The 12,797-nt window shown below is 47.9% G+C and carries 8 protein-coding genes and 6 pseudogenes; 9 read left to right on the forward strand and 5 right to left on the reverse strand.

What is annotated here, in order from left to right:
- Both G5168_RS19930 and G5168_RS19935 read right to left on the reverse strand, forming a co-directional pair.
- The coding region (locus G5168_RS19930) for an Ig-like domain-containing protein (protein ID WP_421252615.1) at positions 1 to 797 on the reverse strand (797 nt) is incomplete at its 3' end.
- Positions 798 to 875: 78 nt separating this feature from the next.
- A pseudogene (locus G5168_RS19935) lies at positions 876 to 1,402 on the reverse strand (IS256 family transposase); the annotation flags it as partial.
- Between the two features lie 406 nt (positions 1,403 to 1,808).
- Here G5168_RS19935 and G5168_RS19940 point away from each other — a divergent pair.
- Positions 1,809 to 2,538 (forward strand): annotated as a pseudogene (locus G5168_RS19940) (IS5 family transposase); the annotation flags it as partial.
- 56 nt (positions 2,539 to 2,594) lie between these two features.
- Here G5168_RS19940 and G5168_RS19945 read toward each other — a convergent pair.
- Positions 2,595 to 3,801, reverse strand: a pseudogene (locus G5168_RS19945) (IS3 family transposase).
- A 320-nt stretch (positions 3,802 to 4,121) separates the two neighbouring features.
- Between G5168_RS19945 and G5168_RS19950 the strand changes: the two are divergent.
- The 7 genes from G5168_RS19950 (at position 4,122) to gspB (ending at position 10,455) form a co-directional block, all read left to right on the forward strand.
- A complete protein-coding gene (locus G5168_RS19950; protein ID WP_421252616.1) occupies positions 4,122 to 4,808 on the forward strand; it encodes a winged helix-turn-helix domain-containing protein in 687 nt (228 codons plus the stop codon).
- 14 nt (positions 4,809 to 4,822) lie between these two features.
- Positions 4,823 to 5,203, forward strand: coding sequence for a hypothetical protein (locus G5168_RS19955; protein WP_421252617.1), 381 nt, complete (start codon positions 4,823 to 4,825; stop codon positions 5,201 to 5,203).
- Between the two features lie 38 nt (positions 5,204 to 5,241).
- Entirely contained in the window at positions 5,242 to 5,631 is a 390-nt protein-coding gene (locus G5168_RS19960; protein WP_139739869.1) for a hypothetical protein, read from the forward strand.
- On the forward strand, positions 5,606 to 6,862 hold the full coding sequence (locus G5168_RS19965; RefSeq protein WP_421252618.1) for a cytochrome-c peroxidase: 1,257 nt from the start codon (positions 5,606 to 5,608) through the stop codon (positions 6,860 to 6,862). The genes G5168_RS19960 and G5168_RS19965 overlap by 26 nt, the downstream gene beginning before the upstream one ends.
- Complete coding sequence (locus G5168_RS19970) at positions 6,852 to 7,844, forward strand: hypothetical protein (protein ID WP_421252619.1); 993 nt, start codon at positions 6,852 to 6,854, stop codon at positions 7,842 to 7,844. Before G5168_RS19965 ends, G5168_RS19970 begins: the two co-directional genes overlap by 11 nt.
- Positions 7,845 to 8,185: 341 nt before the next feature.
- Positions 8,186 to 9,754, forward strand: a complete 1,569-nt coding sequence (locus tag G5168_RS19975; protein ID WP_421252620.1) for an ExeA family protein — start codon at positions 8,186 to 8,188, stop codon at positions 9,752 to 9,754.
- Positions 9,754 to 10,455: a type II secretion system assembly factor GspB gene (gene gspB, locus G5168_RS19980; RefSeq protein WP_421252621.1), complete on the forward strand. Its 702-nt coding sequence runs from the start codon at positions 9,754 to 9,756 to the stop codon at positions 10,453 to 10,455. The genes G5168_RS19975 and gspB overlap by 1 nt, the downstream gene beginning before the upstream one ends.
- Positions 10,456 to 10,741: 286 nt before the next feature.
- Here gspB and G5168_RS19985 read toward each other — a convergent pair.
- Positions 10,742 to 11,184: pseudogene (locus G5168_RS19985) on the reverse strand (IS3 family transposase); the annotation flags it as partial.
- Between the two features lie 106 nt (positions 11,185 to 11,290).
- Between G5168_RS19985 and G5168_RS19990 the strand changes: the two are divergent.
- Positions 11,291 to 12,076: pseudogene (locus G5168_RS19990) on the forward strand (IS5 family transposase); the annotation flags it as partial.
- Here G5168_RS19990 and G5168_RS19995 read toward each other — a convergent pair.
- Positions 12,058 to 12,376: pseudogene (locus G5168_RS19995) on the reverse strand (transposase); the annotation flags it as partial. The pseudogenes G5168_RS19990 and G5168_RS19995 overlap by 19 nt on opposite strands.
- Positions 12,377 to 12,797: the final 421 nt, after the last annotated feature.

Below are 12,797 nucleotides of genomic sequence, written 5' to 3' on the forward strand. Positions count from 1 at the left end.
GCACTGGCCATATTGTCAGATTGCCAGGTAGCAAAGCGGGTCAGATCTGCCTGTGTGCCATCACTGTAAATGGCAGTAGCCTGCAACTGTCGACGTTGCCCTTTTGCCAGCGTGACCGATGGCGATGTAATTGTAATGGCATCGAGAGTGGCACTGGTGACCTCAACAAAGACCGGGTCGCTCACAACCCCCTGCTTGCTCGCCGTCACCCCGCTCGTCCCGACCTCCCTCCCCGTCACGACACCGTCAGGTGCGATGGTGGCCACAACCGGATTATCCGAACGCCAGGTAGCAATACGTGTAATGTCAGCCTGGGAGCCATCATCATAGGTGGCAATGGCCTGCATCGATACCGGTTGCCCCTTGCTCACTACCGGCGATGGCGTGACAGCAACAGTGATGATCCGTGCACGGGTTATCTCAACCACAACCGCATTACTGATGATGCCATTCTTACTGGCCGTCACTGACACCACTCCCGCCTCAACCCCCGTCAACTCCCCATTCTGGCTGATGCTGGCCACGGCCGGATTATCAGCTTGCCAGGTGACCTCGTAGGTAAGGTCTTGTGTTGAACCATCACTGTAATAACCAGTTGCAACAAATGGCTGCATACCCCCCTGCGCAAGGCTCAGGGATGCCTGCCCAATGGTGGTGAGCGGAAATGCAACAATATCGATGGATTGTAAGGTCTCCCCAGCAGAGGGCTGGGAAGAGGTGTTTTTATGGCAACCGGCAAGTAATGTCAGGCAGCCAAACAGTAACAGGGCAATACGCAGTCGATGTCGTAAAAACATATAGGCCTCAAAATGTTGGTAGTGCTCTTCCCACTAGTGTAGAAAGGAGCCTGTAAATGATTCTAACTGCCCACACCATTACAGGTGACCGCTCAGGCGCTCACCGAACTCGATAATAAAGCGATTCAGGGCAGCTTCCAATTCTGGCTCGACATGGTCCATTTCTTGGAGGCCTGCTGTATCGCGAGAAACGCTACTTTTAGCGCGGAGTTATCGGTCGGAAGAGCTTCCTTTACTTGGTTGCTTTGCGCAGCACACTGTTCAACGACTCAATAGCATTGGTGGTGTAAATAACCTTCCGGATGGCGAGGGGATAATCGAACTGCGTGATCAGATTATCCCAGTTACCCTGCCAGGAGCGCGCTATTTGCGGGTACTGACTATCCCTGCGCTCGCCGAAGGCCGCCAGCGCCTGCTGAGCTTCACGTTCCGTCGCTGAGTGGTAGATCTGCTTCAGATCCGCTGTCACCGCCTTGTAGTCCTTCGAAGAGACATAGCGCAGCGAGTTGCGGACCATGTGGACTATGCACTGGTGGACCTTGGTCTGCGGATACTCCACAGCAATCGCATCAGGGAAGCCCTTGACCGTCCACACACGCATAGATGGTCGCCCCAGTTTCAAGCCCTCAATCGATGAAAATGAGTCAGGTGGAGATTGCAGCCATAGTTTTAGACCTCAATCGAGACCCCAACATCTATCGCTGATGGAATTCGCTGACTGGCTCCTCTATTAATTAGACGCACTTATCAGTGCATTGTGTGTGTCCGGTTTTGCCAGTCATGGTCTGACCTATCTCACAATCATTTCATGATTGCTTGTGCAATCGGAGCTCCTTATCAAAGCCTTGTCACGGAACGCTCAACCAACCGTTGTCTTGATAAACTGGATCATCATGCTGTCACGGTATACTTGGCATCGTACTGTCTGTGGCGTTGTTTCCCAAATCGATGCAGCTTGAGGAACTAACTGAGGACTCGGTGATCTGATCACCACCCTTCTCTTCAAATCTGCATCATGGGCGCCGGGGCCGCAGTCAGCTCTACACCGACCAGACCATCTGTAACCTTCCTGATGCTCAAGGGGATTTTTAACCTCACTCTGCGGGCCAGCCTGGGACGACTCGACGCCCTGTTCGAGTTGATGAACATGCCGCTTTGTGCCCCCGATTACAGTTGTGTAAGCAAGCGGGCCCGCACGGTGACGGTGGCTTATCGACAGCCCCCAAAGAAAGTCAGAAAACACGGCGCCGAGAAACGGCGAGTCTGGCGCAAGTTGCATCTGGCGGTAGACCCGGCCACTCACGATATCGTGTCGGCGGAAGTTTCGCTGGAAAATGTCCATGATGCCAAGTTGTAGCCCACCTTGCTCAAGCCACTGCGGTGTGGACGTGTTTATGCGGATGGCGCCTATGACAGCAAAGCCAGCCATCAGCTTATCTCGCGCAAAGGGGCGGCAGCCTGTATCCCACCTCGCAAGAGCGCGGAGTTATGGAAAAAGGGACATCCAAGAAATGAGGCCGTGCTGGTGATGCGCAAGGAAAGGCTGGCGCACTGGAAGAAGATATCGGGGTATCACCGACGCTCGCTGGTCGAGACGGCAATGTATCGGTTCAAGCAGTTGCTGGCGGGGAAAATCAGTCTGCGTAACTACAACGGCCAAGTGGGAGAAGTCACGGCGTATATCAGCGCCATAAATAAACTGAATACCCTTAGTCTACCAGTCAGAAAGCCCCATGTGTAGCGGGCACCCGGGGCTGGGTGGATTTGACCCCATAGATCCAGACACTTTTTTCCCGCTTAAGGTTGTGATACCCGACTACGTAGGAATTCCCGGGGTGAACGGTATCCCAAGGCGCTGTGCGGGTGGTGCTCGTTATAATGCTCAAACGCGATGGCCAAATTGCCTACCGCTGTTCGGCTATCTGGTTTCGGCATCATCTCGATATAGTCTCGCTTCATCGTCTTGACGAAGCTCTCCGCTATACCGTTGCTCTGTGGGCTTCTCACCGCAGTCGTTCTGGGCTCCAACCCGATTTCTCGTGCAAACGCGCGGGTCTCATGGGCTCGATACGCCGAGCCATTATCAGTCAGCTACTCCACCGGTGATGCCGGCAACGAATCCCCTAAGCGACGTTCGACAGACCTCAGCATGACATCTTCTTGCACCGTGTCACTGTCGTAACCCCCGGTACTGGCAGCCCAGTCCAAGGTTTCCCTGTCACAGCAGTCCATAGCGAACGTGACTCGTAGTTTTTCACCATTATCGCAGCGAAACTCGAAGCCATCTGAGCACCACCGTCGATTGCTCTCTTTGACGGCAACACGTCCCTTATGTGCCTGCTGGGTCAATGGTGTTGCCAGTTTTTTTCCTGCAGCAGGCTATGATCGCGTATGACGCGATATACCCGTTTGGCGTTTACTACAGGCTGTCGTGTTGCCTCTGACTGACGCCGTAACAGCGCCCAGACTCGGCGATAACCATAGGAGGGAAGCTCTGCCATCGCTTCCATGACCCGGCCAAGTAAGGCAGCATCATCATGCTGGCGATGATGACGACCATCTTGCCAACCCGGTTTTCGATGAACACGAACGGATAGCTGCGCACGCGATACATTAAGGGCCTGGCTCACAGCACTTAATCGTCGTTCCCCGGCAACAAGGGTGCATGCGCAATCCATTTTTTTGCTCGGCCATACTTCACGGCTTCTTTGAGGATCTCGTTCTCCATGGTCTTCTTCCCGAGCAGACGCTGGAGCTCTCGGATCTGCTTGATGGCAGCAGCCAACTCGGAGGCTGGAACAACATCCTCACCGGCGGTGATCGCCGTGAGAGACCCTTCCAGGAATTGCTTACGCCATTTGAAAAGCTGGTTGGCGTTGACGTCGTGCAAGCGAGCGACATGAGAGACGGTCATTCCGGGCTCAAAGGTCTGCTGCACGATGGAGATCTTTTCCTGCGGAGTCCGGCGTCGACGGCGCTCAGTCCCTGTTAACACTTCGACCATCTTCTCGTTGCGACTAGTACTGAACATAGTTCCAAGACTACCTTTTAAGTTAAGAGGGGCGAAGTGTCTGGGTCATCAAGGGGTCAATCTACTGGGGAAGTTATGATTGCAGTCTGATTGAGGCAACAACATCATATCGATGGATACACACAAGAGTGCAGGTGTAAGGTAATTCCTACACTCCCCACCATTCTTTGTAAGTGTAGGTTTAAAATAAACCATAGGTATTGCTCTGATGTATTATCCGAGGGAGAATTGCTTCCATCATTTCGACCTTAACAACATTGCGATGAGCATCCAACCACTATTGAAGCTTGATTATGATGCGTTCTAACTTTTTTTTAGACGAAGATTGGAATAGAGAGTACGAAATTGACAATTACATTTACACGCCTTCGACCGCAACGATATCCAAGTATGAAAAAACATCAGACGGACCGAAAGTACACTTAAACTCAACCAAACTAAGAAACAAAGAAAATGAGTTGTTTTTTCTAATAACCTCTAATTATCCCAATATAGCAACTAGGGATATGCTACTAGACAAGTTATGGTTTGGATACAATGAAACGAGTGCAAACTCCACATTAACACAAACATTAAAAGGTGTCCGCTCAGCATTTGGTGATGATGGGAAAAAGCTAATTTTAACTGTACCACGGGTTGGTTTTAGATTAAGTACATGTCAGTTGGCACAATCTAACGATGAAAAGTCATATGATGCGCAACTCAACATCAAGGAAAAAACATTTACCCAGGGATTAAAAAGAACATTTTCGAACCATATGCTTTTACTGGGAAATATAACTTTCACTATCACTTTATTAATCATTTTTAATTTTTTAGTTACTAATGACGCGGTAACAAGGTTATATGGTTCAGATAACGATACAAAACCAATTGTCACACCAATTAACAATGAAAGAATTGTCATTGACAAATACAATGGCGCTCAGGTGATATGTCGTTCAAGTTTAAAAGATGGATATTGCCATCAAACATCATAATTTTATGCGCCAACATGGTCGCATTAATAACATTTCTTATCATCATAATAAAAAATAATGAGGCTGGTGATGAAACTTGGAGCATGGCTATTAACAGCGGTATCGATAGCGCAATGCATGACTCATACATCATCACTGACAGAACAATATACAGGCTGTTTGGTGATGATAAAAACAAGTCCTTTGTTGTATATGATATCCTAAGCGTTAAAAGTTATGACTATAGTGTATCAATAACTCAATCTTCAGTGTCTGATACACACAAAGATATAATTCCAGATAACGGCGTGGGCACTTTGACTATGAAAAGAATTGACGATAACACATTATTCATTAGCCATAAGGTAAATAACAAATCCATTACTCCGTATTACGCTGGGTTTTATGTAAAATAAAGCTTATAAAAATCACTTACATTACATCAGGTGAATTCATGCTCATAAAACCCTTAACAAAAACCATTTCCACTCTAGCTTTATCATTGATGGTGAGCACCCCTTCAAATGGAAAAGATAATACGCATCTACACAGTGAAACTTGTAAAACAACGATTGAAGTACCATCATCAATCAGCACAAATACATTCTATGAATGGGAATTAAAGTTCCAACCCAAGTCCTGTGGAAATGGTAGCCTTGAAGTAAAAGGTTATATGCCGGCACACGCTCATGGACTACCTTCAATTCCTGTTATTGTGGAAGATAGTGATGGAAGATATTTTATTAAGGGAATATATTTTAATATGATGGGGCGATGGATTTTAAGCATTTACAACGAAAATAAAGTGATTGACAAGCATGATATCAACGTCATCAAGTTTTAACTACTTATTTAAAGTATTCATTACTCTACTTTTTGTTATTCTTAGCGTTGCCATTGTTTTAATAAGGGATGGTGAGAATAACAATGAATGGCATGAAGACGAAATTGCAATGCTTGGCTGGCTTTCATTAGACTTGAAAAACCAAACCATAACAGATGGTTTATCTGCAGAATCACAACTTGGTAAAATATTATTTTTTGATAGAAATTTAAGTAAAGATGGCAATGTCTCCTGTAGTTCTTGCCACGACCCTGATTTTCACTATGGCGACCCATATGATACGACAAGAAAGTTAGACCCTAATGCGCCACATAGAGCCCCAGGACTTGAAGGTGTTTCTAATCAGATGTGGTTTTTTTGGGATGGGCGCACAGACTCTTTATGGAGTCAGGCATTATCTTCACTCGAGAATCCATCAGAGCACGCAAGTTCTCGGTTACAAGTAGCATTGTACTTATGTGATACTTATTATGCACAATACCCATCATTATTATCCCCATGCGGGTCAAGAGATATTTTGCCGGTCCACCATATGGCTGCATCTCCAAATAATAAAAATCGTGAAGTGGTACTTGCGTGGGAGAGATTATCAGATGAGCAAAAAAAACTTACTAACGAGCTATTTATCCTTACAGGAAAAACAATTGCATCTTTTGTAAAAACGCTACAACCTAAACCTTCTCGATTTGATGCTTATGTTTACGATATAACTCGTAAAAATAACATATCGTCTATGAACATGAGCAAGGATGAAGTTGAAGGATTACGCCTATTCTTAAAGACTGGCTGTGTAGATTGCCACAATGGCTCAATGTTTACTAATTCAGGCTTTTTTGCCATCGGAACAGACATCTCAGCAGGTGATAATCATGACCGACAAGATGGCATTAAAAAACTGTTACACAATGAGTTTAATTGCCTACAACAAGAAAATAAGGACGATAGCAGTTGCGCTCATGTGAAGTATTTAAAAAACAAAGGCACTGAGCTTGTTGGCGCTTATAAAGTGCCATCACTGAGAAATATAAAGTCATCAGTTAGCTTTATGCATGATGGTCGTTTTAATAATTTAAGCGAGGTTATTGATCATTACTCAAACCCAAACATATTACCTTTGCGACATTTGGATGTTCGCCCACTTAGATTGTTTAAATATCAAAAAGAACAATTAATTTCATTTTTAATCGCACTTAATGAACCATATACAGGTAAGGATTTACATGACAAATAAGGTTAAAGCTTTTTTAGGCTTATTATTTTTATTCCCATTGACTGTCAATGCTCATGTTCAGTGGTTTGTAACACCAGAAGAAATGAAAAATGTTAATCTACCTTTTGACATAACAACTTTATTGTTAAGTCTCATGGTTGGTGTGTGTGTGATATCATCGATCATTCTTAGTCGAACGAAAATATCATTTTTTCCGTTTCAACACCTCGTTTCAAAAAAAATCAACATAAAAAAAGAGCTCTATCTATCGTATTTTTCTTTGTTAATGGCAACTTTTTTCATTTTATTGCTTCTAAAAGGTGGTTTTTTAGCGCCAAATCTAATTTTACCACAGGCATGGGTGGAAATTGGTCTGTTAATACAAGCTATATTGGTAATCGCAGCTACATTTAGCACATCATTATCGGGTTGCGTCTTGATTATTTTATCAATCATCACAATGATTGTATTTCCATTTGAGCTTTACATTAACTATATTTTTGAATTTTTATCTATCGGGCTATTTATGCTCTTGACAGGCTCAAGCAACACAGCAATTGACCATTGGATTATGTCTCGCCTAAGCTTAGATAATGAAAAAACATGGCGATTAGCGATAACGATACTACGTGTAGGGATTGGCGCTCAATTAGCTATTTTAGCGCTAACTGAAAAGCTAATAAACCCAGGCCTTGCGCTTGTTTTTATTGAAAGATTTCCATTTTACAATTTTTTCCCAGCCCTTGGTTGGAGCGCGGTCACAGACTTGCACTTTGTCTATTTTATAGGGATTTCGGAGCTTGTATTGGGGATAATTCTAATGTTGGGAGTAGCAAATCGACTAGTCATGATAGCATTGACTGCCGCCTTCATTGCAACAGCAATTATTCATGGTATGCATGAAGTAGAAGGACACCTCCCAATTTTTGCATCGGCACTTGTATTGTTGCTAGAGTGCCGAAATGTTTTTGCAAATAAATTCACTTACTTGCGCACAAGCTAACTCTAACGCTGATTAATGTATTTATTTCATGGGGGGCTTTGGGGGCCAATAAAACTACTACTCATTGCACACTTTTACAGATTATCTTAATCAAGGTTATTTTTAGAAGTTACTCCAACAGTCAGGGAGCCTGGTCTTATCATGCCAGGTTCCCTTTTTGGGTAGAACAGTCTCATCGATGACTGGAAATTTCAAAGCCAAGCTTATATTTCTGAATTCAAGCAAGAAGCAAGTGGCCAACCTTACCAAATGAAAGGATATGCTTGACCGTCATAAAACCGCCGCCGATTGCGATTATCTAGAAGCTCGTTAATACTTATTTACCAACAAAAGAAACTTTTATGTACACACAATTCTTTGGCCTCTCGGAACACCCATTCTCCATCTCGCCCAATCCCAAATATCTTTACATGAGCGAACGCCACGGTGAAGCGCTTGCCCACCTCAATTATGGATTAGAGGATGGCGGCGGCTTTGTGATATTGACCGGTGAAGTGGGTACCGGCAAGACAACTATCTCCCGCTGCCTGCGACAACAGTTACCCGCCGAGACCGAGATCGCCTATATCCTCAACCCCTCGCTGACCGAGCGTGATCTCCTGGCAACCATCTGTGACGAGTTTCAGCTTTCCTACCCCGCCGAAGCGGGGATCAAGCTGCTGTTCGACTTGATCCGTGACCACCTGCTGACCAATTTCGCGTCAGGCAAGCGCAACATAGTGCTAGTGGATGAGGCTCAGCACCTGCTGCCCGACGTGCTAGAACAGTTGCGCCTGTTGACCAACCTCGAAACCGACGAAAAGAAGCTGTTACAAGTTGTGCTGATCGGTCAACCCGAATTGCAGCAGAAATTGCGCCAACCCCTGTTACAGCAACTGGCCCAGCGCATTACAGCTCGCTACCACCTGCAGCCCCTGGGTGCCAGCGATGTCGATGCCTATGTTCGCTTTCGGCTACAGATCGCCGGCTGCGTGCAGCCCATTTTTACCCCCAAGGCAATCCAGACCCTCCACCGCCTTAGCGGTGGCATCCCCCGGCTTATCAACCTCATCTGCGACCGAGCTCTAATCTCAGCCTTCGCCCGTAACAGCTACAAAATTGTCCACAGCGACATCACTCAGGCAGCTTTGGAAGTGAGCGGGATCCGTGACGAAGGAAGCTGGCTCTCTGGCCTAGCGGTCATGCTGGCAGGTGCTCTACTGGTAGCGGTAGGCTGGTGGGGATGGCAATTTTTCGGCGTATTCCCCGAACGCCCAGTGGTCAAGGTCGAGGTACCGGTCACCGTCGATGAGACGGCCGAACAACAGGAGCAGCTCACCAAAGCAATCAGTCAGGCGCTAGCCCCAGATGGAGCATTGCAAAATCTATACCAGGTTTGGGGGTATGAGCCCGAGTTGGAGGACGCCACCTGCGACAACGCCCCCCGTGCCGGTCTACGCTGTCAGGAGGGTGAAGCAAGTCTCGACGAACTTCAAAATCTGCAATATCCCGCCATGGTTAGCCTTAACGATGAGACTGGCGGCTCCTACTACGCTACCTTGGTCACCCTTGGCCCCAAGCAGGCGCATCTGATGATTGGCAACCAGAGTTGGCAAGTTGAGAGACAGTGGCTCAGCGACAACTGGGGCGGCAGTTACACCCTGCTCTGGCGCATGCCCAAGGGAGGTACAAGCCTGATCAGCAGCAACGCGGGCCAGACCCAGATCCAGTGGCTCGATAATGCCCTGAGCCGGGCGCTGCAGCAGCCCGAGCGCAAGGTGCGCCGCTTCGATAGCGAGCTCAAGAACAAACTGCAACAGTTCCAACGGGCGCAGGGGATCACCCCTGACGGCATCGCCGGAAAAAATACATTACTGAGACTCAATGCTCTTTCCGGCGAACCCATGCCCAGACTGCAGGAGGCCTCCTGATGTCGACCTTGCTCAAGGCTCTGCACCGTGCGCAACAGCCACAAATCTATATCCCCGCCATGGGGCTTGCCATACCAAGTAAAGAAACACGGCCATCGCCCCGCCTTACTTGGCTGTTTGCTCTACTAGCTCTGCTGCTTGGAGCAGGCGCCAACTACGGTTGGCATCTGCTCCATTTGCGCCCCATTGAGGAAAGGATCGAAGTGAAAAAGGTCATCACACCGCCCTTCGTGCGAGTGGAGCCCAAGGCTATGGTGACGCGGCCTCTACCGCCTCCTTTACCGGAGCCGACAGTGCAGCAACCCAGGGTCACAGCTGCCACCAGCCACCCGACAACCAGTCGACTGACCTTGGCCGAACAGCTGATGCGCGCCCTCAACGAAACACCGCTGCAACAGGAGACAAGTTCAGATCCACGGAGTGTACTTCAGCCGGCCGAGCTGATGCAGCTTAATGCAGCGCCACTTTCAGTTCGTCAGAAGGTGCCCGCGTTCAGTTATGACTCCCATGTATTCTCATCTATTCCGGCTAAACGAACCGTTGTGCTCAATGGTCGTGAATACCGAGAAGGGAGCGATCTGGCGCCGGGCATACGCCTTGTCTCAATCACCCAGGAGTTCATGGAGCTGGATGTGGATGACCAGATAGTCACCTTCAAGGCGCTGCAAGACTGGAAAAGTGGACTTGGCCCTCCCCAGTAGACGATCAAGCCCTACAGTTTGGGTATAGGAGGAGCATATGGGCACACCACGATTTACACCTGAATTTACTCAGTCTCTATAAATGGTTGAGGTGTCAACGCCGTATAATAGTGAGCTGCATGACCGCGATGTACTCAAAGCAAAAAAAGAGAGCCCGAAAGAAAGGACTCACGCGAATCAAACCAAAGAAGGGCGAGATATCCTGAAAAAGGCCACTCGGTACTTTGCAAGGAATCCCGACTGAAGTAGCGCTTTTCCACTCGGTATGGCCTGCCATGACCATGTGTCAGGTACTGACATCTGAATCGCCCCTGGTTTTCTCGGTTATCTGTTGCTGAAAAATAAACTGCCTTTCAAACTCTACCTGCGACAGATCATCATTGGAACCATGGCGACTGATTGAGTTGTAAAACATTTTGGTATAATCAAATACGTTGTTGGCTTGTCTCTTGTCGGGTAAATTCTGCGCTTGATCCGCACCCGTTTGAGCAACTGAAAGAAGCTCTCGGCGATAGCATTGTCGTGGCAGTTACCACGCCAGGTCATACTGTAACTCAGGTTATCAGCCTTCAGAAAGTCCTGCCATTCCCCACCGGTAAACTGGCCACAGAGATCCGAACGACCCAGCCCCGGCGGCTTTGGCTTGCGCTGCCAGACAGCCATCAATAACGCATCCACCGCCAGATACTGCTCTCCTTCTTGAGTGCGAATGTAGGTAATGTCAGTCACCCTAGATAAGAGCTGCTAACGGCGTTGTTTCCCAAATCGATGCCGCTTGAGGAACTAACTGAGGACTTGGTGATCGGATCACCACCCTTCTCTTCAAATCTGCATCATGGGCTCGTCGCTTCACCCCATCACTAACTGGCCTCAATACAACAAGTCTTTGATTAGCCGTGGTTCCCTCATCTTCTGGGTTGATGCTGGCGCCATGGATAACTGGTTCCACCACGACCATCATGTGCGCTGGGGCCGCAGTCAGCTCTACACCGACCAGACCATCTGTACCTTCCTGATGCTCAAGGGAATTTTCAACCTCACTCTGCGGGCCACTCAGGGGCTACTCGACTCCCTGTTCGAGTTGATGAATGTACCGTTGTGCGCACCGGACTATAGCTGTGTCAGCAAGCGGGCCCGCACGGTGACGGTAGCTTATCGACAGCCCCCAAAAGGACGCATTACCGACTTGGTTATCGACTCAACCGGGCTGAAGGTGTTTGGTGAAGGCGAGTGGAAGGTCAGAAAACACGGCTCGGAGAAGCGGCGAGTCTGGCGCAAGTTGCATCTGGCGGTAGACCCGGTGACTCACGATATCGTGGCGGCGGAAGTCTCACTGGAAAATGTCCATGATGCCGAGGTGTTGCCCACCTTGCTCAACCCTCTGCGGCGTATGCTGGGACATGTTTATGCGGATGGCGCCTATGACAGCAAAGCCAGCCATCAGCTTATCTCGCGTAAAGGGGCAACAGCCTGTATCCCGCCTCGCAAAAGCGCGGGGTTATGGAAAAAAGGACACGCAAGAAATGACGCGGTGCTGGTAATGCGCAAGAAAGGACTGGCGCACTGGAAGAAGATATCGAGGTATCACCACCGCTCACTGGCAGAGACAGCGATGTATCGGTCGAGTCGGGAGGTTGTGAACGCATACCTTTCCTTGACTCGCTGGCAAAATACGCGACCTCCTTGAAAAGGTTGCGCTCCTCGGTGACTTGGCACAGTTCGGCTTTCAGAGGGTATATCTCGGCTTGCAAGGCAGACTCTTCGTGCTGCTGGTAAGCGCGCTTACCGTACTGCTTGAGCCAGGTATACCGACCGAGGACTTGTGCTACATCAGCCACAGACCCCCACGTTCGGTGACTTGTTTAACAGCTTCGATTTTGAATGTTTCTGGGTAACGCTGACGGGACGTAACGCCTCCAATAGTTACCTCATTTTAAGACTCTGAGGTGTCTAGGGAACTGGGGGTGATTCACAGCCTATGATCATAGGGCAAGGATCTGCCTGAAAATGGCGATATATTGTAAGTGCTTTCTTACAGAATCAGGTTCATCTTGTAAGATAATGACCAAAGTTAATCCCCCCCCTTGTTGTCATTCATTCACCCAAGCGATAATAACCGCATACTTTGAACAAGCAGGTTATTGAAATTGCATTATCATGAGATGAACAGCATAGTTTTCAAGGCAGAAAAATGCACATTCGATAACCGTGCGCCCACACCAAAAGAAGAATAAAACTATATTTTACATTATTTCATTAGTCTAGCCTTCGCAGGTTGGCTATTGTTCTCACACCCCAAGGGCATTTTACACCCACTCAGCAACATTATTTTCCGGCTCAGT

This window comes from Aeromonas sp. 600724 (genome assembly GCF_049175135.1).
Classification (GTDB): Bacteria; Pseudomonadota; Gammaproteobacteria; order Enterobacterales; family Aeromonadaceae; genus Aeromonas; species Aeromonas veronii_A.